The following is a 23,003-nucleotide window of genomic DNA, read 5'->3' on the forward strand; positions in this document are numbered from 1 at the left end:
CCGCGCCGTCGCCCCTCTCACTTCGAAACGCACTGCATCGACACTTGTTCCATGCGCGTCGACGAGCTCGAGCGTATGACGCCCCGGCCACGGCAGCCATTGCACCCGCTCCGCATGCCCGAGCAGTTTGCCGTCCAAACGCCACGCGCTGCTCGTCGACGAGCCGCTCACGCGCTCGAACACGATTCGTTGACGAGCAGCGGGAATGTCCGGATCCAATGCGAACAAGGTGCCGTCCGTCGGTGCACCGATGCGCGGTGCGCCGCTGGTGCGCTCCGTCCCTGGCTCCTTTGCATTGCCGTCCATCCCATGCATCGCCCGATCGCTCGCATCCGCGGCAAGCCCGATCGTCGTAACTTCCGTGCCCTTCAAGAACCACTCGTCGCGCGGCGGCTCCACGTTGCGCTCGAATGCGACGCGCGTTCGAACGACGCCGCTGGGCATGGGCGGCGGCGTACTCGCCGCGTGCCGATGCAAGTAGCCCATGATCGCGGCCCAGATCGGCGACGCCCCCGTCACACCGGATACGTCCCACATCGCATCGCCGTCCGCGTTGCCCACCCACACGCCCACCGTATAGCGGGAGGTGAAACCGACCGTCCAGTTGTCGCGCATGTCCTTGCTCGTACCCGTCTTCACCGCCGAGAAAAAGCGCGTCGCCAGCGGGCTGTCGAAGCCGAACGTGCGCGTTCTGGCGTTATTGTCCGACAGCACGGTCGTAATGATATAAGCGGCGTCGGCGCTGAATACGCGATGCGAACCGTCCGGCCCTGCCGCGCCGCCTCGTTTCGCGGGCGGCGACGGCAAGTCGTGCGTCGGCGACGCCACGCCCCCGTTAGCAAGCGCGCGATAGGCATTCGTCAACGACAGCAGCGTCACGTCCGCGCTGCCGAGCGCGAGCGAATACCCGTAGTAGTCGCCGCTCTCGGTCAACGGCAGGCCCAGTGACTTCAACGTGGTCGCGAATCGATGCGGCGTCACCATGACGAGCGTTCGCACGGCCGGCACGTTCAGCGACGACCCCAACGCCGTGCGCACGCTGACCCAGCCTTTGAAGTCCTTGTCGTAGTTCTGCGGGATATAGAGCCCGCCGCCCGCCGCCAGATCGAGCGGCGCATCGTCGAGCAGCGACGCCGTAGTCAGCCGGTGTTCGTCAAGGGCTTGGGCGTACAGGAAGGGCTTGAGCGTCGAGCCCGCTTGCCGGCTCGCGAGCACCGCGTCGACATCGCGCGCGCCCGACAAGCCCCCCGACGAACCCACCCACGCAAGCACGTTGCCCGTGGCGTTGTCGAGCACGACGACCGCGCCGTCATGCACGTTGCGCGCGTGCGCCGGGGCGTTCAATTCGACCAGCGTGCGGCGCAGCGTATCCACGGCGAAACGCTGCAGCCGCGCGTCGAGCGTCGTCACGATACGCGAACCCGCGGCCGGATGCGCTTCGTCTGCCACACGCCGTGCGAAATGCGGCGCCAGCGTTTGCGCATCGGGCGCCACCGCAAGCTGCGCGGGCGCCGGCCGGGCGAACGCAAGTTGCACGTAGCTCGAGAGATTCTCGCATCGCTGCGGAGCCTTCATATCGCGCAGAATCCGGCAAGCCCGCGTGCTGACCTTCGCATAGGGCGCGTTCGGCGCGCGGATCAACGCCGCCGCGACCGCGGCCTCGCGTTCGTCGAGACCCGACGGCGCTTTGCCGAACAGCGTCAACGACAGCGCCGACAAGCCCACCGCTTCGCCCCGAAACGGCACCAGGTTCAAATACGCTTCAAGGATCTGATCCTTGCGCCAAGACCGTTCGAGCCAAAGCGCGCTGACCGCCTGTTCCGCCTTCTGCGCGATCGACCGTTGCCCCGAGCGCTGCGGGTCATCATTTAGGAGTCCTGTCAATTGCATCGTGACGGTCGATGCGCCGCGTGTGCGCGTGTTCCAAAGGTTCGCCCATGCGGCCGCCGCCGCCCCGTGCCAGTCGACGCCGCTATGTTCGTAAAAGCGCTTGTCCTCGGAAACGACGATCGCCTCGCGCAGCGCGGGCGAGACATCGGCAAGCGCGACCCAGTCGCCGCGACGGGCTTGCTTGTCGATGCGGGTTCGCTGCAGCGTCACGCCGTCGCGCGAGACCAGCAGCCAATCGGAGCTGCGCCATTGTGCGCGGACACGATCGAACGACGGCAGCGCGCTGGCATGCGACGCCGCCACGAACATCAAAATCCCCAGCATGGCGCGCACGCGCGGGGCGCCCAGCATCGATTGCATCGAAACTCCTGCCTTTGTCTTTCCCTTAGCCGTACCTTTCCTTATTGCTTCGCCGCCGCCTGCTGCTGGACGACGACGTTCGCATTCGGCATCACGCCGAACGTCGATGGAGCGTAGAGCGCCTCGACGCGTGTCGGCGGCAAGCCGAACGTGCCCGCATTGTTCAACCGAATCGTGTATTCGATCGACAATTTCCCCTTGGGCAGATAGTCGTAGTACGCGCGATAGCCTTCGAAGCTGCGCTCGACGAACGCGGGCCACACGCCGTCTTGCGGTTTCTCGCCCGACGTCGCCGCTTCCGAATCGCGCCCGAGACCCGAGCCGAGGATCGTGGCCCCGGCCGGCACCGGATCGTTGACCACGACCCACGTCATGTCCGTTTGCGCATCGATGTCCAGATGCACGCGCACGACGTCGCCGCGCGTGTAGACACCCTTCACGGCCGGATCGACCGGCGTCACCGTCTTCGTGATTCGGTACCCGGCCGCGAACGGCGCCTTGAGCGCCACGGCGGCAAGGCTTTCGATCGTCGCCCAGGGCTTGCCCGTGCCTTGCTGCGTGAGCGTCAACGGCACGGGTGACGTGCGCGCGTCGGCGGGCCAAGGCAGCAATTGACTGCGCACGTTCGCGGTCTTCGTGATGGCCGTCGCGGATGCCGCATTCCCCGCCGCCGACGCCGGCTGGCTCCAATCGATGGATTTCGCCGCCGCACCCAGCTGCAGTTTCGTCTGCCCCGTGACGGGCGTGCTCTCGAACGCGCGCGAAAACGCCTGCACGGCCAGCATTCCCCAAAGGTTGGACGTGGTCGTCGACCATGCCCCGTGATCCTGCAGCGCAAGCAAGCCCGCGACGAGACGCGGCATTTCGTCCTTCCAACCAGGGGCGCCCACGAAGGTCAGCGCGGTGCGCGCGGCGTTCGTTTCCGAACCCGTCATCAGCCACCACAAGTCGTCGCTGTCGGCCGTCGAGAACGTCAGCCGCGTGCCTTGATAGGTTAGGCGCGCACGGATGATCTGTTCGGTCTGCGCCAGCTTCTGGTCGCGCTGCGGGATCTCCTTCACGCGGCTAAGGATCGCGTAGTAGTCGAGTACCGCCGAAGTCGGCCATTGATTCGGCGCGACCTCGATCGATTCGAGCATACTGGGGCGCGCATCGCCGAAGCGCGACAGCGCCTCGATCGCCTCGAGCTTGCGCAGATCGAGATCCTTGCGCGGAGACCAATAATTGCGCGTGATCTTGCCTTCGACGAAGTTGGTCAGGCCGGTTTCGAGCTTCGCACGCAAGTCGTCGGGCAAGGCGAAGCGCGAATCGAGCTTGGACGCCTCGTCGCTCACGGCCAGGAGATAAGCGCTCAGCGTCGGGCTGCCCGTATTGCCGCTGTCGTCGCTCGGCGGGAAGTAGTTCGCCAGACCATCTCGATCGAGGTACACGGGCATGCGCGCGATCACGGCCTGCCACTGCGCGACATCGGACATGCCGAGCGCGCGCGAAGTCAGCTGTTCGAGGCAGCCGTAAGGGTAGCGCTCGAACCACCGGCGCACGCCCGGCAACCCTTCCGACAGCTTCGGTTGCAGCGACACGGCAATCCCGCCGCGTACGGCGCCGGCTTGCGTGGTCGTGGCATTGGCCGGCGCGGCGATCGGCAACGTGAAGGTGCCGTCGACCTGCGTCAGCGTCGCTTGCTGCACGGTCACGGGAATCGCGGCCGTCACGCGCTGCGTTACTTTGAGCGCATCGCTCGCGTGCGGCCCGCCTTGCTCGGCCGCGGCGATGCTCCAAGTCAACGCGGCGGGCGTGGCCTCCGACAAGCCGTCTGGCGGCGTCACGGTCCATGCCACCTCGCGCGCCGAGCCCGGCGCCACGTCCACCGTTTGCGGGTCCAACGTCAACCCCGACGCGCTCGCTGTGACGACCACCTTCATCGCACGGGCCGTCGTATTGCGCACGGTGAATTGCGCTCTGAAATGGTCGCCTTCGCGCACGAGCGGCGGCAGGCCGGAAATCAGCTGCAGATCCTGCGTGCTGCGAATCGACGTGCTGCCGGTACCGAACGTGCCGTCGCCCACCGCCGCGATCGCGACGATGCGGAAACTCGTCAGCGCATCGTTCAGCGGGACATCGACGACGGCCTCGCCGTTCGCATCGAGCGTCACGCGCGGATTCCACAGCAGCAGCGTGTCGAAGAGTTCGCGCGTGGCGCTATGTCCCCCCCCGCCGCCCGCCGGCACCGCCTTGCGGCCGAAATGCCGGCGCCCGACGATTTCCATTTGCGCCGTCGACGTTTCAACGCCGTAGGCGCGCCGCTGCAGCATCGCATCGAGCAGCGCCCAGCTATCGTTCGGCATCAGTTCGAGCAATGCCTCGTCGACGGCCGCGACGGCCACTTGCGTACCGGCCGGCGCCGGCTTGCCGCCCGGCAGCTGCACGCGCACCTTCACGTGCGCCTTGCCGCGCACGGTATACGTCTTTGCATCGGGCGTCACCGTCACGGCAAGCTTGTGCGCGGCGCCCCCCACTTTGATTTCAGCCAAGCCGTAGCGGTAGGCCGGCTTCGACAAATCGACGAGCGGCGTGGGCGCCTCGTATCGCCGGCCTTCGTACCAGAACGCGTGCACCCATTCGAGCGGCGCCTTCCAACCCCACGTGAAGAAGGAATACCAAGGCACCTCGTGAATGCGTCCGCGCAACGCCAGTACCGAAACATAGACGTTCGGCCCCCAGGCGGCATCCACCTTCAGCGAAATCGTCGGATCCTTGCCGTCGAGCTTAACGACGTGCGTTTCGATGATGCCCTCGCGCTCCACCGCCACGAGCGCCGTCGCGAAGCGGAACGGCATGCGCACTTGGAATCGCGCGGTTTCGCCGGGCTCGTAGGCCGTCTTTTCCGGCAAGACGTCGATCCGGTCGGTGTTCTCGCCGCCGAACCAGAGTTCTTCCTCGCGCGTGACCCACACCGAAGTCGTCGCTGTCGATGCATGGCCGTCGCCGTCTTTCGCGGTGACCACGAGGTCCACGTTGCCCGCCTCCTTCAGCTTGGCGTCGCACGTCATCAAACCGTGATCGTCGCTCTTGCCGCTGCAGAGGGTGCCGAGGTCTTTCGTTTCCGTGTGGTTGTCATAAGCGTAGAAGCCGCCGACCATGCGCTTGCGCGTCGAGATCGTGATGCGCGCGACGCCTCGCACTTCGAGCGGCACGCCCGCGCGCGGCTTGCCTTGCAAATCGACGGCGAGTGCTTTCACGGGCACCGTGTTGCCCACGGACACCCACTGCCCCGACTTCACGCCGGCCACGACGGCCGCGGGCCACAAGGTGGCGTCGCCGCTGATCGTCTGCACCTCGCCGTTCGGATCGGCGAACGTCGCCTCGAGCGTCAGGCGCTTGGGCGCGTCCACCTGCGGCAGGTTCTTGAGCGTGAAGGCGCCCGACCCGTTGCGATCGAGCGTGACGGGCTCCTTGTCGGCGATGAGTTTCGACGAATCGTCCTCGGTTTGCTGCTCCGTTTGCGCTTCGTCGTCCGATGGCGAGGACGCCGCATCCTGCTTCGGCTTGACGTACGGCGTGAAGCTGAAGTCGGGGTACGTGTCGGAAAACGAAGGATAGGTGGTCTTCATCAAGGCCGAAACCTGCACCGGCAGGCCCGATGCGCCGCCACCCGACGTGTATTCGATCTGCAACGTCAGCGGCGCCTGTTTGGCCGCGACGAGCGGGTGCGCCTTCTCGTCGCGCACGCCGATCGAGCCTCTGAACACCGGCAACCGGAATTCCTCGACGCGGAAGCTCCCCGAATCGTAGCTGTGCGCGGGCGATGCTTCGTCATCGTCGCCTTGGCCGTCGTTGCCCGACGCCGCGGTTGCATTGCCGTCGTCGAGCGTGACGTCGTACTCGCCCAGCTTGGCCGCCGCCGGAATGACGAACGTCGAATCGGCCGTATGATCGGCGGCCCAGGTCAACGGGAAGTGCCAAGTTTGACCGCTGCCGATGTGACGGATCGTCAGGCGCGTGGGATAAGCCTTCGGAAAAGCCAGCCCATGCATCGTTTCGACGCGAATGAAGTGCTTCATCGAAACGGTCTCGCCCGCGCGCAGCAGCGTGCGATCGAAAACGGTGTGCGCACGCACCGTGTGCTCGACACTCGTATCGGTCGGCACGTTGAAACGCCACGATTCGATGCCGCGATTCCAATCGGAACGCACGAACGCCATGTCGTGCCCCGTCTTCGGGTCGTCGATGCGCGCCGAAACGAACAGACCTTCGAAGCTGTCGTCCTTGCACTGCGCACGCGGCGAGAGCGGTCCGGAGATCGTCAATACCCCGTGCGCATCGGTTTTGCCGGACGCGAGCTCCGCGCCATTGCAATCGCTCACGTGTACGTCCGCGTTCGGTACGGGTTGGCCTTTGTCGAGCGTCGTCACCCAAACGACGCTGTTCTCGCGCCCTTGCTTGAAGTGAACGCCGAGGTTCGTCACGAGCACCGCCGTGCGCACGAACATGGGCGCATGCTTGCCGAGCAGCGAAGCGCCGAGCGCGGGAGACGAAAGCTCGATGACGTAAAAGCCCGGCTTCGCGACGGGCACGCCGACGACTTCGAACGGACGCAGGGTCTTCGGGTCCGCTTTCGGCAGCGTCAGCGTTTCGACATTCGATTGGCCGGCCAGCAGCGACAGCGAACGAACGTCGATGTTGGGATTCTTGCGGTCTTCCTTGTCGTCTTGTTGCTCATTGTCGCGCGGCACGATGACCGGGTGCGGGTTGTGCGCGAGCAGTTGCGGCATCTGCCGATCGATTTCGTTGCGGGTCATGGCGAACCCGTCGAATCGATCGACGGTGCGCATCCAGCGTCGAATATCCGTGTCCGCTTCCACGCGTAGTTCAGTGAATTGCGCACTGCCCGCATTGAGCCCGGCAATGTGCAGATCGGCTTCGACGTTGCGCAGCGTGACAGGCACGAGCGCGGGCATACCGGGTTCCGCGAAACGCTCGATGATCCCGAACGTGCCCGACGAGAACTTGGCGAGCGGCGGCAACGGCGCGGTGGCCGTCTTCAACGGAAACAAATCGGCGTTGGAAAGCGAGCGGCCGCTGACATCTTTCAGGTTCGACGGCAAAACGATCGTCAACTGCGCGCGCTCGGGCAGCGGCGCGGCAAATTCCACCGTGGTCGTTTGAGGATCTTTGTCGTCCTCCGAGAAGGTCGGCTTGATGTCGCCGTTCGGCCCCTTCATGCGGACTTGCTCGGCGTCGCTACGCGAGATCGGCGCGTTGAAGGTCAATCGAAGCGGGCGCAGCGGCGTGCAAGGCGCCTTCGCATTCTCGCGCTCGCAACTGAAACTCGCCGCGAACGGGTCGCGCACCGAAAAATTGAAGCGGCGCTCGACATCGTTCGCGATCCCGCTCGGGCTCGCGACGCCTTTGCCGTAGACGAGCTGCGCCTTCGTACCCGAGGGCAACGCTTGTTGACATTGCAGCGTCAGGACGCGCGAGGCTTGCTTTTGCAGGTCGAAGCGCTTGAGGAGCGCCTTACGGGTGGCCGCATCGACGTTCTTGATCGGGATACGGTTGCCGAGCGCGCTCGATTCGCACCAGACGAAGTCGCGCACCGAGGCATCGGTGGCGGGCCCGTTGAGCCGCACGACGAAGGCTTGGTTTTCCTCGATTTGGCCGCCGTAAGGCTCGATGCTTTGAACGAACGGGCCGCCCGTTTGGAAGGTGTAGTGCTTCGGGCCCGTGAGCGCCGTGCCCGCCGACGTTTTAAGGCCATCCTTCAAATCGACCGCGCAGGCGACTCCCGGGGGGAGATCTTCGTTGAAATCCCAGGCCCAGGTTTTGTCGTCGATCCAGCGCGCCTGCCCGGCGCTGGAGGTGGCGTCGTTGCATTTGACGGCAGCCGGCGCAGGCAGATCGGGGGCGCCGAACGCGACCATCGATTCGTCGAACTTCACGACGACTTGCCGAACCTTGGAAACCGTCCCCTGCGGCGATACGCGCGTGATGCGCGCGGCGTCGGCATGCCACGCGGTGGCGCAGAGCATCCCCAGCGCCGCGACCGTCGCGGCAATCCGTTTGCATTGTCGTGTAATCGTGCCGCGTCGCATGGAGCGCGCTCCCAGTTTCGTTGTTATTCGGAATTGGGGGCGATTTTAACTGACTTATACGGCGGCTCCGAGACACAAATGCAAAGCGTCGCGCATGTTGAGATTTATCGCGCCGCAAGCCAATAAAGCACCGCACTCACCGCGGCCGCGCTCGTCCCGACGATCGCAAGCGCCATCGCCAATCCATCGGCGCCCATGGCGAAACGGTCCGCCAGGAAACCCACGACGAACGGGCCCAACCCTCCGGCGACCGTATTCGTCAAGAACACGAGAATGGCGAGCGCCCGGCCGCGCATGCGGTTCGGCAGCGCCACTTGGACCGGCACCGGGGCCAGCGCCATGACGATGCTCGCCGCGAAAGCGCATAGGCCGTACGCCACCAGCGCCTCGCCCACGTGCGCCATCAGCGGCGCCGCGAGCGCCGCGGGCATCAGCGCGCACGCGGCGAACATGGCGATCCGGAGGGCTTTGGACAGCGCGCCGGCGTCGGTCACGCGCCCGATCAGGAAACCGGCGCTCACAACGCCCGCCATGCCGCCGATCATGTAAGCCGGGCCTGCCATGCGCCCGACCTCGCCCGGCGCCAAGCCGAACTTGCGGATCAACAGCGTCGGAAACCACGCGGCATGCGAGTAGAACAGCAGGATCAACGCCGTGTAGCCGAGGAAGTACGGCACGCAGAAACGATGCTTGATCGTGATTTCGCGCAGGACCTCTTTCATGCTCGGCGTCGCGTCATCCGCGTCATCCGCGCCCAGCCCCGCCGTGGCGTCGCCATTGCCGTTTGCGCGCGCCGGCTCGCGGATCGTGAGCATGATGAGCCCGGCGACCAGCAGCCCTGGCAACCCCACCACGATGAAGGCCAGCTGCCACGGCTCGATGCCGAGCGCCGCGAACGCCGACGCATGTCCCGAGTGCGCCGTCCAGTCGAGCAACGCACCGCCGCCCAGCAAGGCAACGCCGCCGCCGACATACGGCCCGAGCATGAACACGCTCGATGCGCGCGCCACTTTGCGCGGCACGAACAGATCGCTGAATATCGACAACGCGGCCGGACTGAGCGCCGCCTCCGAGATCGCGGTGCCGGCGCGCCAAACCAGCAGTTCTCCGAAGCTGTGGGCCGTCCCGCACATCGCGGTGGATACCGCCCATATCGCAACGCAAGCGGCGATTAACCGCACGCGATTCGATCGGTCGACGAGCTTCGCGATGAAGACGCCGGCCGTGGCATAGCACAACGTAAACGCGATGCCTTGAAGCATGCCGATCTGCGTGTCGGACAAATGCAGCGTCGCCTTGAGCGGCTGAACCAAGATGCTGACGATTTGACGGTCGACGTACGACAGAACGAAACACAGAAAGAACGTGAATACGATGTACGCGCTGCGCAGCGCCGTCATCGGTAACGGGGCATTCATCTGAATGTTGGAAAGAACCGGAGCCCGGGCCATGGATTGTCTCCTAGATCGTTATGGGGTTATGCCTTGAATCACGCCCAGCCGGCGTCGCGGGCCAGCAATGCGATGCAATCGCCGGGTTCGACGCCCGTGAACGAGCGAACGCAAACGACCATGCCGTCGGATTCGAATCGAAGCAGGCGTGGGGTCTGCCAGGGCGCATACGGATCGAACAGCTGCCCCGCGGGCTGCCCCGCCTCGACCTTGTCGCCAAGCTTGAACATAGGTTCGAACACGCCGTGCTCGGGCGCGAAGAGGTAATGGCGCGCCCCGTCCACCCGAATGAGGCGTGTGCCGCCGCTGTCGGGCGCCGACGCCTCCTCGGTCACGCCGGCCGCGTGCAGCAAGCGCGCTAAGCCGTGCTCGACGATCCTCAAACCGTCGACGTTGCACGTGCCGAAGCCGCCGAATTCGCCGCAGACGAACAGCTTGCCGTGACGCTCGACCGCGGCGCCGTAGGTCCGGTCCTCGCCCAGCAAGTCCATCAGCATCGTGTGCGGCGCCCCGAAGGCATCGATCAAGCGGATGTATTCGTCATGACGACGCGGGTCTTCAGGCAATGCCGCGAGCACCATGGGCATATGATTGAACGAGGCCCCGCCCGCATGCAGATCGACCACGATGTCCGCCAGCGGGAACAACTCGCTGTCGACGTAGTGAGCGATCATTTCGGAGACCGAACCGTTTCGTTTCCCAGGAAAGATGCGGTTGAGGTTGCAGCCGTCGATGGGCGAGGTGCGCGCGCCCTTGAGAAACGCGGGAAAATTCAGCGCGGGAATCACGATCAAACGGCCGCGAATCGAGAGACTCGGCAGATCTTGAAGCAGCTTCATCAGCGCAAGCGGCCCCTCGAATTCATCCCCGTGATTGCCGCCGGTCAACAACACGGTCGGCCCGGGCGAGCCGTTCAGGACCGCGATTGGAATCGGAATGTGCCCGTAGGCGGAACGATCGTGCGAGTACGGCACTCGCAGGGTGCCGGTTCGAAAGCCCTGCGCGTCGAAGTCGATCGTGCATTGGATGAGGCTGCGCGGCTGTGCCATTTTTGCGTCTCCTTGAAAGCGAACAGGAATTCGCTGTCCGTCGGAAACGACTATCGGGGACACGGCGCGATATTTCCAATGCCGAAGCAAGCGGGGTGCGATGCCCAATCGGCATCGGCCGAATGCGATGCACAACGGGCATCGATCATCGCAGCAAAAAGCATTGGACGGCATCGACGCGTTAGGAGAAAGTACTGTCGTGCGCCATGGCCCCGCGCAAGCGGCGGAGCACAACGACGCGCGGCGCAACACACCCATCGCCATAGGAACCTTCCATGTCCAAGCGTCCCCACACCTATCGAATCGGCGCCGCGGAAATCACGCGTGTCACCGAGCAGACGTTCGCGATCGACGCGGCGCGACTCTTCCCCGATCTCGATCCCGCCGTGCTGCACGCCCATGCGTCGTGGCTCGTGCCGGAACACGCCGACCCCGCGCTGACGTCCGCCCAATTGAGCGTTCATACGTGGGTCGTGAGGTTGGACGGCCGCGTAATCCTCGTGGACACGGCATGCGGCAACGACAAGGACCGGCCGTTCGGCGCCGTGTTCCACCGGCTGAATACGCCCTATCTGGAACGGTTGGCCGCGGTCGGCGTGCAGCCCGAGGATGTCGACCTCGTCCTCATCACACATCTGCACGTCGATCACGTCGGGTGGAATACACGCCTTGTCGACGGACAATGGACGCCCACCTTCCCCAATGCGCGTTACGTGTTCGGCGCGGCCGAGCGCGCGTTCTACGCCACCCCCGCCGCCGCGAACCGAATGATGGTGTTCGAGGACAGCGTGCTGCCCGTGATCCGCGCGGGCCTCGCCGACGAAGTGGCCGACGAAGGCGGCGCGTACTTGCCCGGCATCCGCTTTCTGCCGACGCCGGGGCACAGCGTGGGCCACATGTCGATCGAGATCGCATCCGAAGGGCACCGCGCCTTGTTCTGGGGCGACGTGGTTCATCATCCGATTCAAGTGTCGACGCCGTCCTGGAGTTCCTCGTTCTGCGCGGATCCCATACAGGCAACAGCGTCGCGCCGCCGCATCCTCGGCTACGCGGCCGATCACGACGCCACGGTCTTCTCCTCGCACTTCGCGGGCGCCTCGGCCGGGCGCGTTCATCGCGATGAACGAGGCGGCTTCGAATGGCGATTCATTTGAAACGAGCCGGGTCGCCGCAAGCGCGGCATAAAATGTCGGCGCCTTCATCGTCCAACGGAGTCGCCGCCATGCAAGCGCCCAACGACGGCTTGCTCGATGCCTTGCCGAGCAGCGCGCTCGTCGAATTGCGTCATTTGCGCTATTTCATCGCCGTGGCCGAATCGGGCAGCTTCCGCTTGGCGTCGGAACGCATCAACATCACACAGCCGGCGATCACACGGCAAATCCACGACCTCGAATCGATTCTCGGCGCGACGCTCTTCAAACGCACCGCGCGCGGCGTCGAACTCACGGCGGTCGGCGAACTCTATCTGCGCGAGGCACGCAAAGCCGTCGAAACGGTCTTGGGGGCGACACTTGCCGTCAGACGCTTCGCCGCCGGCGAATCGGGCACGCTGCAGCTTGGCGTCGTCGACAATGCGAGTTGGGACGGGCCGGTGCCGGACACCCTGCGTAAGCTTCAGCGCGATCTCCCGCAACTGGCGATCAAGGTGTCGGCGCTCAACACGCCCGAGCAATACGAAGCGCTGCGGGCCGGCTCGCTCGACGGCGGATTCGTCTACGTGTTCGGCGATACGCCCGCCGGCATCGCTACCGTCGAGTTGACGAAACACGAAGTCGTATTGGCCGTGCCCAGCGATTGGCCACTCGCCAAGCGGCGCTCGGTCTCGCTACGCGACTTGCACGACCTACCGATCGTGTCGTTTCCGCGGCACATCTATCCGGCCTACTACGATGCGTTGATCGCAGCCTGCCGAGACGGCGGCCTGACGTTGCGCGTCACGCAGGAAGAGCAGACGGAATCGGCCATCCTTTCCTTGGTATCGGCCGGCATCGGGGCGGCGCTCGTCAATTCGGCGAACCGCTCGCGGGCCCCCGTGCGCATCGCGTTCGTTCCCATCAAGCCGTCGCCGGTTCGGTTGCCGCTGGCGTTCGCTTATGTCCCCGCCAACGATAATCCCGCGCTCTCGCGCTTATTGAGTGTGTTGAACGCGAGCGTCGCGGGCGCCTCGGGCAAGACCCGCGTCGCTCGCGGCAGCCGTTGACATGGCATAAGCCACGCACCGCCGAGCCAGCACGTCAGTGGGATCGACGAGTGTCACGCGTTGCCCCCGCCTCCCAACGTAGACCGCGTCGGGCAGGAGGAGCGGCAGTTCGGTGCAGCCGAGCACGACCACTTCGGCGCCGGCCTCGATCAAACCCTCCATGGCCGCGGCAATGTCCTCCCGACATCGTCCCTCGGTAAATCCCGCCTTGACGCCGCGCTCGCCGTAGATCGCGGCCATGACACGCGTTTGCAGCGCATCGCTCGGCGCTACCTGCGTCAGCCCTTGCGCGGCCAGCGCATCGCGATACACGCCGCTTTCGATCGTCCCCGATGTCGCCAGCACGCCCACGTCGCGCAGCGCCGGATAGGCTTCGCGCAGATAGCGCACAGTCTCCGTCAGCATGTTGACGATCGGAATGCCGAGGTACGGCGCTATCCGATCGACGAATGCATGGGCCGTGTTGCAGGGAATCGCAATCAGATCGGCCGCGCCCGCTTCGAGCTTCTTGCACGTCGCATACAAGGACACCGTCGGATCCGCGCCGTCGCCGATCAAGTGCTCGGTGCGATCGGGGATCTGAGGGTTGTGCTCGACGAGCAACTTGATGTGATCCTGATCGCGCGCCGCGGGCGTGTTGAGGACGATCTTTCGAAGAAAGTCGACTGTCGCGGCCGGCCCGACCCCGCCGACCACGCCGACCTTGAACGCCGCCGGCCGCGGCCCGCATCCCGCTTCGAGGGCGTGCTGGGCGTAGGCCGAATTTGAATCGATGACGGGCGCACCGATGGCGCCGAGCTGGTCGGCAACGAGGGCGATCTCGGCGATGCCTGGCACGATGACGTCCACGCCTTGCTCGACCAGGTCTTCGCAGGCGCGTCGCAATAGATCCACGGGACGGCCGTCGAGCCGGCCTTGCTTGATACCGTCCGCCCCATAGACAGCCTCGTTCACGCAGTCCATGCCGTCGAGGCCGCACGGATGAACGACCTCGAACCGCGGCGCAACGAAGTAGCGCTCGAACAGCCGCTGCTCCCGAGTGAAGCGGGACGCGAGCAGGCCGATGCGCCTCGCGTTCGGGTATCGCCGTTCGACGAAGCCGCGCACGGCCTCGACGATGTCCACGATCGCCAAGCGCGAATTCGCGCGCAACTCGTCGATGAACGTGTGGCTCGAGAAGCACGGGAGCACCACGGCGGTGACGCCATGCAGTTCGAAATCCCTGATCAGATCGAAGACATACAGCTTGCGCTCGATCGTGGGGGTATCGTTGGGGCCGTCGCCGGGCAAAGCATGCTGCCGATAAATCACGTCGAACTGGTCGGCGCCGCTCGTCGCGGGCGCCGCTTTCATCAGCTTGAACAGGACATCGGCGCCGGCCAGCGGCCCGAGCCCCCCGATGACGCCGAACTTGCGAATGGGTTCTTGCTTCATTTCGCGTCCATGCGCGCCTGTTCGAACACCGTCAATTCGCCGCGCACATCGCTTGAAGGCAAGGTTTTGAGCCGGCTTTGGCGCGCCGCCTCCCACTTCGCGATGACGGCCGTCGCCACGCTGTTGCCGATCACGTTCGTCATCGTGCGGCCCATGTCGAGGATCTGATCGATAGCGAGCACCAGCGCCACGCCGGCGGCGGGCAGATGAAACAGCGGCGCCACCGCGGCGACGACGACGACCGACCCGCGCGGCACGCTGGCCATCCCCTTGCTGCTCAGCATCAGCACCAGCAACATGAAAATCTGCTGCGACAATGGCATGTCCACGCCGAATGCCTGCGCAATGAAGATGGCCGCGAACGATTGATACATCATCGAGCCGTCGAGATTGAACGCATAACCGAGCGGCAAGGCGAAGCCGACGACCTTCTTGTCCACGCCGAACTTCTCCAGCTGCTCGGCGAGACGCGGGTACGCCGCCTCGCTGCTCGCCGTCGAAAACGCCAGCATCGCCGGTTCGCGCACCGCCTTGAGCAGCACGCCCACGCGCCGCCCGAGGAACAGGTACCCGACGCCGATCAACACGGCCCACAGCAGCACCAGACCCAAGTAGAAGCAGCCGATGAGCTTTCCATACGTGTAAAGCACATCGAGCCCACGCAAGGTGACGGCCGACGCGATCGCGCCGAACACGCCGAGCGGCGCGGCTCGCATGACATAGTCGGTCAAGCGCAGCATGACCGGCACCATGCCTTCGATGGCTCGCACCAACCCCGCCACACGAGGGTCTTCCTTCAACGCGCCGAGCCCTAGCCCGAAGAACAGCGAGAAGACGAGAATCTGCAGGATGTCGTTGCGCGCCATCGCATCGAGCAAGCTCGTGGGGAAAGCATGCGTCACGACGTCCTTGACGTTCAGCGCGGCCGTATTGAGGCCCGCGACGCCTTCGCCCGCGCCGGCCGCGAGATGCAGACCCGCGCCGGGCTGCAACGCGTTGGCGAGGCACAACCCTAGCGCGAGCGAAATGAGCGACGCGGAAAGAAACCACCCTAGCGTGCGAACGCCGATTCGCCCCACCTCGCGCCCGCCCTCCATGCCGGCCAGTCCCGATACGAGTGTGACGAACACGAGCGGCGAAATGATCATCTTGATCAGCCGCAGGAAGATATCGGTGACGATCGAAAAGTATCCGGCCGCCGCCTTCGCCGCGGCGGCATCGGGGGCGCTCGCGTGGCAGACGTAACCCGCGGCGACGCCGAGGATCATGCCCGCGGCGATGTACAACGTAAGGCGATTTTTCATATTGATCCGTCCTGGGTTGGCGCCGGCGCCACGGCGAGCGCTAGCGCACGAAAGAGCCGGGGGCTCTCGCCCGCCGCTCGCTCATGAGTCGGAACGGATAGTAGGGAGTACCGAAAAAGCGGCGATGCGGGTCCTGCATCGGCCTATGCGAATCTCGCATAACCCGGGAAAACCCTTGCGGCGAGCGCATCTTCAAGTGCTGGTGCGCAGATGCCGCCAAAGCGTGTCTAGGAAGTCGTTGCGATTGGACGCGTCGCGATAAACCCGCAGCTCGACTTCGAGGTTCCAGCTGCGCGGCCCGGCCGCCACCAATTCCCCGCTCGCCAGCTCGTCCGCGATCGCGCTCTTCGGCAGCCATGCGACGCCCTCGCCTTCGACGACGAGCTTCTTGAGCACCTCGGCCATGTCGGATTCATAGTGCAGCTGCAGGGCCGGAGCCGCGGCCGCCCGCTCGAGCAACAGCGCGAAGCATCGACCGAAGTAGCTCGTTTCCGTGTAGGAGATCAGCGGCAGCGGCTGCTTGGCCGTGCCCGGCAACCGGTAGAGCGGCGCCGAGCGCGCGTTCGGCTTGCTGGCCGGCATGAACGTATCGATGCCCACGGTCATATGCTCGTAGCGCACGGGGTCCAGATGCAGCGGCAACTCCGGATGGTGATAGGCGAACATCAGCTCGCAATTGCCGTTGACGAGCATGAGGATGGAGTCGTGCACGTTGGTCGGGATGACGCGCGCCCGCACGTCGCCGAAATGCGCGGCAAGCGTTTTCAACCAGGCGGGCAGGAAATTGAGCGCGATCGTATGCCCTGCCGCGATCTGCAAGCTCTTGCCGCCGATGCGTTGCTCGGTGCGGATGACGGCGCGCGTGTCGAAAAGCTTGTGCAGCACGTCTTCGGCCACTTCCCTGAACAAGCGGCCCGCGGGCGTCAAAACGGGCGGGAAGCTGCTGCGATCGATCAACTCGGCGCCGACCCACTGCTCCAGCGATTGAATCCGTCTACTGAAGCCCGACTGCGTGACGTTGCGAAACTCGGCCGCTCGCGAAAAGCTTTGATACTGGGCAAGCGCGATGAAATCCTCGATCCACTTGATTTCCATAGGCAATGGGCGTGCGCGGCAAGCTAGCGAGTTCCGGATGGCCGCATTGTACGACGAGGCTATACCCGCGGCGTGTCGGCGATCGAATGCTTATTCGAGCGGCGCTCGGCATGCACGTTTCAGTTCGCGCTGAAGCATCGATGGCCGCGAGCGAAATACACTGCTTCTACCCCCACTCGACGAGGCGCTCATGACAGAGCCGTACCCGACCGATCCGTTGCAGGCTGCGACGCACGCCGATCCCTATCCCTACTACGCCGAACTTCGCAACGAGGCGCCTGTTTTCAAGGATGCGACAACGGGATTGTGGGTTGCCGCCCGTCACGACGTGGTGCATGCGGTGCTCGACGACGAGCGGCTCACCGTACGTCCCCCGACGGAACCCGTGCCGCACGCGATCGCCGGCCAGCCCGCGGGCGAGGTGTTCGGCAGGCTCGCTCGAATGAATGAAGGGGACGCGCATCGTATCGCCCGGCGTTCGCTCGTCAATGCGTTGAGCGCCGTGGACGCAGAGACGGTATTCCAATTGGCGCGTACGCATGCCGTCGCGTTGATCGAGGCCGTCGGCACGCAAGCGAACGATGCCGGGCTGCTCGATGCGCTGGCGTTCGCCCTGCCGGTGCGCATCGTTGCCGAGCTGGTGGGTATGCCCGCCGACGATAGCCTCGAGGCGTCGGTACGACACTTCGTAGCTTGCCTCTCTCCGGCCTCGAGCCCCGAGGCGCTGCGCGGCGCTCATGAGGCCGCCGTGCAACTGCAGGCCCGGCTGCTCGCGTTGACGCAGCGCAGCCCAGCCGCATCGGCGTTCGTCGAGCGTATGGTCTCGGGCGGCCTCGCCCGCAGCGCCGAGATCCCCAACCCGCTGGTCGCGAATCTGCTCGGCTTGTTTTCGCAGACGTTCGACGCAACCGCGGGCCTCGTCGGCAACGGCATCGTGACGCTGACGCGAGAGCATGGACTTGCCAAGCACCTGATCGCCGCGCCATTCGATATTCACCCCTTCGTCCACGAAGTGGCGCGCTATGACCCGCCCGTCCACAATACGCGGCGGTTCGCGCGAGAGGCCGTCGAAATCGAGGGCGTGGAATTACGCCCGGGCGATGCCGTGCTCGTCTTGCTTGCAGCCGCGAGCCGCGACGAGACGGTATTCGAAAACGCCGACCGTTTCGTCCTCGATCGCCGGCACGACGGCTTGCCGGGCTTCGGCGCGGGACGACACGCCTGCCCCGGCGAAACGATTGCACGGGCAATCGCAGCAGGTATTACGATGGCGCTCGCCGCAGCAAGGTTCGATTTTTCGAACCCGGCGCTGCATTGGACGTACAGGGCCTCGTTAAATGGCCGGATACCGAAGTTCACTTTCACGGAAGGGAATCCTCAATGATCGCCGTCATCTTCGAAGTCATCCCCAAAGCGGGTCATCGCGACGAGTACCTCGACATCGCAGCCAAATTGAAACCGCTGCTCACCGAGATTCCGGGCTTCATCTCGATCGAGCGCTTTCAAAGCCTGAGCGATCCGAACAAGTTGCTCTCGCTGTCGTTCTGGGCCGACGAGGAGGCCGTGGCGCAATGGCGCAACGTCGAGGCGCATCGCCACGCGCAAGCGGCGGGACGCGCCTCGGTGTTCGAGGATTACCGGCTGCGCATCGCCGGCGTCGTACGCGACTACGGCATGCATGCGCGCGAGCAGGCGCCCGCCGACAGCCGAAGCGTGCATGACGGAGGGGGCCGCTCAGGCACGCCTGCAAAGTCGACGGCTGCCGGTTAAAATGCCCGTCGACCCTTGCATGCGCGGTCGAGCGCGGGTAAATCGCCCCACCGCCATGCCTGCCCGCTCCCTTCCTCTCGAGGCAACGCGTGAACGATCTTTCCGCTTTCCCCATCACACGTAAATGGCCCGCGCTGCACCCCGAGCGCATTCAGCTTTATTCGCTGCCCACGCCGAACGGCGTCAAGGTATCGATCATGCTCGAAGAAACGGGCCTGCCCTACGAGCCGCATCTCGTGCGCTTCGACGCCAACGATCAGATGTCGCCCGAGTTCTTGTCCTTGAATCCGAACAACAAGATCCCGGCAATCCTCGATCCGAATGGCCCAGGGGGCAAGCCGTTCCCCCTGTTCGAATCGGGCGCGATTCTGATCTACCTCGCCGACAAGGCCGGCAAGCTGATCCCGAGCGACGAAGCGGGCCGCTACGAAACGATCCAATGGCTGATGTTCCAAATGGGCGGCATCGGCCCGATGTTCGGCCTGGTCGGCTTCTTCAACAAATTCGCCGGAAAGGACTACGAAGACAAACGCCCGCGCGACCGCTATGTCGCCGAGGCGCGGCGCCTGCTCAAGGTTCTCGACGATCGGCTCCGCGAGCGCCAATGGATCATGGGCGAGCACTACACGATCGCCGATATCGCCACGTTCCCGTGGGTTCGCAATCTCGTAGGCTTCTACGAGGCGGGCGAACTCGTCGGCTTCGCCGATTTTCCGCATGTGAAACGCGCGCTCGATGTGTTCCTTGCGCGGCCCGCCGTCATCAAGGGCCTCAACATTCCCAGCCGCGATTAGCCTGAACTCACCGCGCGCCCGTGCGGGTTCGGGCGCGCGCTCTATCGTAGGAAGCGGGTCAGAAAGGCTTGACCACGACGAGCACGGCAATCGCGATCGCGCTCGCCACGATCGCAGCCGGAAACGCGCGAAGCGCTCGAGGCATGGGACGAACGCTCTCTGCGCTCATACGCCGCCGCAACATGCCGGATGTCATCCCATGCACGGCGGACAGGAACACCGCGAAACACAGCTTGACGAGCAGCCAAGGCGAAGTCATCCACCCGCCCATCCACACGAGCGCGATGCCCGCGATCCACACGAGCCCCAGCGCCGGTGAGGTAACGCGCCTATCCCAACGCAGCACCGTTTCGACGAGCACGCCTCGCTCTTTCATCTGCTCCGGGCTATTCAATCGGGAAAACGCCACCGCCGTGATCGTCAAGACGAACAGCCCGCCCAGAAAAACGAGCACCGCGCCAACGTGCACGGCTTTTAGCCACAGATAAAGCATCGGTCGCACCTCGTGTCGAAGTCATGATGCCCGGATCATAGCGGCAGAACCGCGATGAGCGCCATGCCGAGCAGCGATGACGGACACTGAACCGAGTCGTGCCGGGCGCTCGGCTGCCGGCGCGCCCGACGCAGGACTCGCTCGAGCGAGCGCCTACATGGCCTGCGCTTGCGCGCCCACACCGGCCGCCGGCGCGACCTGCCAGCGCAGCTGCGGATACGTCGAGCCTGAAGGCATGGTCCACACACCGTTCGCGGAGAAATCCCAGCCGACGAAACTTGACGGATCGCTCATTTGCGCCGTCGTTAGGCCGTTGGCGGCCGGTACCCCGCCGCTGTCGGTCGACAGGCCGGAAGTCTGGGCATTCCAGTAGTCGTCGCTGCCGCCGCCGCTCCCCCCGCCGATCAACCCGCCCGCGCCGCCCCCTGGGCCGAACCAGAACGAGCCGCCGCCGCCGCTGACCACACCCGTCGCGAACGATTGTGTGACGGCGCCGTTGCTGCGGCCGACGAGTCCGCCGACAAACGCCCAACTGCCGCCGCTGACCGCGCCGGTCGCATAGGACTGCGAGATCAGGCCGTTGTTGTCCCCGACTAGCCCGCCGAGGTCTCCGGCGCCGGGGCCGCCGCTAAAATCTGGCATGCCCCCAATGTAAGCGCTGCTCCACGACTGCTCGATCGTCCCGTTGTTCAACCCCACGAGCCCGCCGACGGAATAGGAAGTGCCGGGACCGAAGTCGTCGAAACCAAACGAGCCGGTCGAGTACGAACGCGCGATGAGTCCGTCGTTTTCCTGCGTGAGCAAACCCGTGTAGCAAGCGTCGGAATAGCACTGACCGTAGCCAATGTTGCTGTTCGTGACGCCGAGGTTGCGCACGACGCCGCTGCCGCCGATTTGATAGAACAGGCCGGACGTACCCGTAGACGCGCCGTCGATCGCATGGCCAAGCCCATCGAACTGGCCCGTGAACGCCGCGCTTGGGCCACTGCTATACGTGCCGATCGGCGTGAAGGGTCCCCCAACCGAAATGTCTCGGCCCAACGCGTAGTTGCCGGCAAGATCGTTCGTCACGTTCTGCAGGTCCGCTACGGAATTGACGAGCCGATAGCCGGTGATCTGCGTGACGATGCCGCTCGCGAGCGATGGAACCCAGGCCGCGTTGCCGAGCAGCGTCCCGGGCACATACGTGCCGTTCATGTCGCTGTATAGATTGACCGTGCCCGTGCTTTTGGACCAATCGATCGTGCCGACGCTCAATACCCCGCCGCCGTTGTCGATCGACGTGGCGTCGGCGCGCAGCGTCAAACTTCCCGAGCCGGAATTGGCGATCGTCTTGCCGCTGCCGAGCGTCACCGCGCGGTACGCGTTGAGTGCGAGCGTGGCGCCGCCGGACCATGCGAGGTTGCCGGCGACATTGATATCGCCTTCGGCGCCGGCCGCGCCCGTCGTCGCCACGTTGATCGATGTTCCGGCGCCGAGGCTGCGCGAAAGCGCGCCGGCATCCGCACTGCCGATCACGTAATTGGGCATCGTGATGTTCCACATGCCCGCTGTGACGGTTGGCGTGCAGTTGCAGAACGTCAGCTTACCGGCGACCGTGTCGACCGTTCCGCCGGAGCCGTCGACGTTGGTCGCGGCGATCGATTGCGGCAACTCGACGGTACCGGTATCCGCGACGAGCCAGACGTGCCCGTCGCGCGTGGCCGTGCCGGTGGCGCGGATGGCATCGTGATTGCCCGACAGGGCGTAGACATTGCCGTCCGCCGCCTGCAAGCTCACTTGCGCCGCCGCGATCGTGCCGCTGTCGAGTACGGTTCCTTGGCTGCCGGTTTGAACGAACACCTGGCGCCCGCTCGAGGCGTCCTGCAGGAGGATCTTCCTGCCGGCCGCGAATTCGGCCGTTCCCTCGGGCGCACTGACGCTGCCCGCGTTTTCCACTTCGCCGGCAGCCACGAGGAACACGTCGCCGTGCGTCGACCCGATCTTGCCGAGATTAACCACGTTGTGCGTCGATGCTCCCGTCAGGGTCAATGCTCCGCCGTTCATGAACGAGGTATCGTCCACGTCGAGCGTCGAGGCCACGAACCGCCCGCCTGTCGTGACGACGCCCGTCGAGCCGATGACGATGCCCTGCGGATTGATCAGATAGACGCTGCCCGTGGCGGATAGCGAGCCGAGAATCGATGTTGCGTTGCCGCCGGTGACTCGATTGAGCGTGGCGCCGCTGCCGTTGTTGAACGAAACCTGATTCCCGCTGCCGATCGAAAAACTGTTCCAATCGATCACGCCTCGAGCAGAGCTCTGGGTGACGGTGAGCGTCGCGCCGTTCGTTCCGATCGAGCCGGTTCCGGCCGCGAACTGCCCTCCTTGCGGAAGCGTTCCGGCATTCGCGATCGACATCGTCGCACATGACGCCGCCATTAAAATGCACGCGCGCGATATCGCCTTTCGCTTGACGAGCACGTGCGCATCCGCTGTGAGACTCATGCAGCCTCCTCAAATTGAGTGATGGGTACGACAATGGTCGTGACGGCTGCACGTCATGCAATAAACTGGGCGCCGACACTCGATCGGTTCATTTTTATCCCATTTTGTATTTATCGCCGATTTCCAGAAAACGGTGAATGGGACTCCTCGAATTATTGGGTTAATTCGGGCATACGGAAACGTGGAATTCGGACATGAGTTCGTGCTTTCGAGCCACGCATCCTCGCGACGACCTAGCTTTCAACGCCTTTCGGCCTTGAAGCACAGAGCGTTCGGCATTGGTCAGCCGCGTTGGCGCAAAACCACGATGCCTCGTCCGTATTCGACGTGACGCTTAAATCGATTTGAATCAATAATTCTCCGCGATTGTCCTGCGCGGTGGCGCCACGTAACGCGACCAGGAAAATCGCACTCGTTGATCGGTTCGTCCTTATTACTCGCTCATTCATCGTAGATCTAACTCCGGTTTGAAACCCCGCCCTTCAGGGCGGTGAGCTGGGACCCCGGCCTGAAGGCCGGGGTTTCAGCGATTCTTTGGGAGGGGTGCAAACCCCTTCCAAAAGTGTTCAGCCAAACCGGCCTGA

The 23,003-nt window shown here is 64.7% G+C and carries 14 protein-coding genes; 5 read left to right on the forward strand and 9 right to left on the reverse strand.

Annotated elements, in window-relative coordinates; genetic code table 11:
• The 4 genes from pbpC to ACTHNR_RS00315 all read right to left on the reverse strand — a co-directional run.
• Positions 1–2,214 (reverse strand): penicillin-binding protein 1C (gene pbpC / locus ACTHNR_RS00300; RefSeq protein WP_440545388.1); only part of this gene is annotated, 2,214 nt, incomplete at its 3' end.
• Between the two features lie 77 nt (positions 2,215–2,291).
• Positions 2,292–8,342, reverse strand: coding sequence for an alpha-2-macroglobulin family protein (locus ACTHNR_RS00305; RefSeq protein ID WP_440545377.1), 6,051 nt, complete (start codon positions 8,340–8,342; stop codon positions 2,292–2,294).
• Positions 8,343–8,446: 104 nt separating this feature from the next.
• Entirely contained in the window at positions 8,447–9,760 is a 1,314-nt protein-coding gene (locus ACTHNR_RS00310) for an MFS transporter (protein WP_440545389.1), read from the reverse strand.
• 71 nt (positions 9,761–9,831) lie between these two features.
• On the reverse strand, positions 9,832–10,842 hold the full coding sequence (locus ACTHNR_RS00315; RefSeq protein ID WP_440545378.1) for a succinylglutamate desuccinylase/aspartoacylase family protein: 1,011 nt from the start codon (positions 10,840–10,842) through the stop codon (positions 9,832–9,834).
• Positions 10,843–11,117: 275 nt separating this feature from the next.
• On the opposite strand from ACTHNR_RS00315, the gene ACTHNR_RS00320 reads away from it, so the two are divergent.
• Positions 11,118–11,996: an MBL fold metallo-hydrolase gene (locus ACTHNR_RS00320; protein ID WP_440545379.1), complete on the forward strand. Its 879-nt coding sequence runs from the start codon at positions 11,118–11,120 to the stop codon at positions 11,994–11,996.
• A 68-nt stretch (positions 11,997–12,064) separates the two neighbouring features.
• On the forward strand, positions 12,065–13,042 hold the full coding sequence (locus tag ACTHNR_RS00325) for a LysR family transcriptional regulator (RefSeq protein ID WP_440545380.1): 978 nt from the start codon (positions 12,065–12,067) through the stop codon (positions 13,040–13,042).
• Here the strand turns inward: ACTHNR_RS00325 and ACTHNR_RS00330 are convergent.
• The 3 genes from ACTHNR_RS00330 to ACTHNR_RS00340 form a co-directional block, all read right to left on the reverse strand.
• Positions 12,971–14,476, reverse strand: a complete 1,506-nt coding sequence (locus ACTHNR_RS00330; RefSeq protein WP_440545381.1) for an aspartate/glutamate racemase family protein — start codon at positions 14,474–14,476, stop codon at positions 12,971–12,973. The genes ACTHNR_RS00325 and ACTHNR_RS00330 overlap by 72 nt on opposite strands.
• Complete coding sequence (locus ACTHNR_RS00335; RefSeq protein WP_440545382.1) at positions 14,473–15,780, reverse strand: dicarboxylate/amino acid:cation symporter; 1,308 nt, start codon at positions 15,778–15,780, stop codon at positions 14,473–14,475. The genes ACTHNR_RS00330 and ACTHNR_RS00335 overlap by 4 nt, the downstream gene beginning before the upstream one ends.
• A 192-nt stretch (positions 15,781–15,972) precedes the next feature.
• Complete coding sequence (locus tag ACTHNR_RS00340) at positions 15,973–16,875, reverse strand: LysR substrate-binding domain-containing protein (protein WP_440545383.1); 903 nt, start codon at positions 16,873–16,875, stop codon at positions 15,973–15,975.
• Positions 16,876–17,692: 817 nt separating this feature from the next.
• Between ACTHNR_RS00340 and ACTHNR_RS00345 the strand changes: the two genes are divergently transcribed.
• The 3 genes from ACTHNR_RS00345 (at position 17,693) to ACTHNR_RS00355 (ending at position 19,439) form a co-directional block, all read left to right on the forward strand.
• Complete coding sequence (locus ACTHNR_RS00345) at positions 17,693–18,259, forward strand: cytochrome P450 (RefSeq protein ID WP_440545390.1); 567 nt, start codon at positions 17,693–17,695, stop codon at positions 18,257–18,259.
• Entirely contained in the window at positions 18,256–18,645 is a 390-nt protein-coding gene (locus ACTHNR_RS00350; RefSeq protein WP_440545384.1) for an antibiotic biosynthesis monooxygenase family protein, read from the forward strand. Before ACTHNR_RS00345 ends, ACTHNR_RS00350 begins: the two co-directional genes overlap by 4 nt.
• Positions 18,646–18,734: 89 nt before the next feature.
• The gene (locus tag ACTHNR_RS00355) at positions 18,735–19,439 is read left to right on the forward strand and encodes a glutathione S-transferase N-terminal domain-containing protein (protein WP_440545385.1); all 705 of its coding nucleotides are present in this window, start codon (positions 18,735–18,737) and stop codon (positions 19,437–19,439) included.
• Between the two features lie 58 nt (positions 19,440–19,497).
• Here the strand turns inward: ACTHNR_RS00355 and ACTHNR_RS00360 are convergent, their stop codons facing one another.
• Positions 19,498–19,932, reverse strand: a complete 435-nt coding sequence (locus ACTHNR_RS00360) for a CopD family protein (RefSeq protein ID WP_440545386.1) — start codon at positions 19,930–19,932, stop codon at positions 19,498–19,500.
• A 153-nt stretch (positions 19,933–20,085) separates the two neighbouring features.
• Complete coding sequence (locus tag ACTHNR_RS00365; RefSeq protein WP_440545387.1) at positions 20,086–22,419, reverse strand: two-partner secretion domain-containing protein; 2,334 nt, start codon at positions 22,417–22,419, stop codon at positions 20,086–20,088.
• Positions 22,420–23,003 lie beyond the last annotated feature (584 nt).

The organism is Trinickia sp. (genome assembly GCF_051954495.1).
Classification (GTDB): domain Bacteria; phylum Pseudomonadota; class Gammaproteobacteria; order Burkholderiales; family Burkholderiaceae; genus Trinickia.

What these genes read in the sequence shown, in the direction of transcription:
- ACTHNR_RS00330 (WP_440545381.1), bottom strand. Translation starts at nt 14,476, where the DNA reads ATGAAGCAAGAACCCATTCGCAAGTTCGGCGTCATCGGGGGGCTCGGG.
- ACTHNR_RS00315 (WP_440545378.1), bottom strand. Translation starts at nt 10,842, where the DNA reads ATGGCACAGCCGCGCAGCCTCATCCAATGCACGATCGACTTCGACGCG.
- ACTHNR_RS00310 (WP_440545389.1), bottom strand. Translation starts at nt 9,760, where the DNA reads ATGAATGCCCCGTTACCGATGACGGCGCTGCGCAGCGCGTACATCGTA.
- ACTHNR_RS00320 (WP_440545379.1), top strand. Translation starts at nt 11,118, where the DNA reads ATGTCCAAGCGTCCCCACACCTATCGAATCGGCGCCGCGGAAATCACG.
- ACTHNR_RS00350 (WP_440545384.1), top strand. Translation starts at nt 18,256, where the DNA reads ATGATCGCCGTCATCTTCGAAGTCATCCCCAAAGCGGGTCATCGCGAC.
- ACTHNR_RS00335 (WP_440545382.1), bottom strand. Translation starts at nt 15,780, where the DNA reads ATGAAAAATCGCCTTACGTTGTACATCGCCGCGGGCATGATCCTCGGC.
- ACTHNR_RS00325 (WP_440545380.1), top strand. Translation starts at nt 12,065, where the DNA reads ATGCAAGCGCCCAACGACGGCTTGCTCGATGCCTTGCCGAGCAGCGCG.
- ACTHNR_RS00365 (WP_440545387.1), bottom strand. Translation starts at nt 22,419, where the DNA reads ATGAGTCTCACAGCGGATGCGCACGTGCTCGTCAAGCGAAAGGCGATA.
- ACTHNR_RS00305 (WP_440545377.1), bottom strand. Translation starts at nt 8,342, where the DNA reads ATGCGACGCGGCACGATTACACGACAATGCAAACGGATTGCCGCGACG.
- ACTHNR_RS00340 (WP_440545383.1), bottom strand. Translation starts at nt 16,875, where the DNA reads ATGGAAATCAAGTGGATCGAGGATTTCATCGCGCTTGCCCAGTATCAA.
- ACTHNR_RS00345 (WP_440545390.1), top strand. Translation starts at nt 17,693, where the DNA reads ATGGTCTCGGGCGGCCTCGCCCGCAGCGCCGAGATCCCCAACCCGCTG.
- ACTHNR_RS00360 (WP_440545386.1), bottom strand. Translation starts at nt 19,932, where the DNA reads ATGCTTTATCTGTGGCTAAAAGCCGTGCACGTTGGCGCGGTGCTCGTT.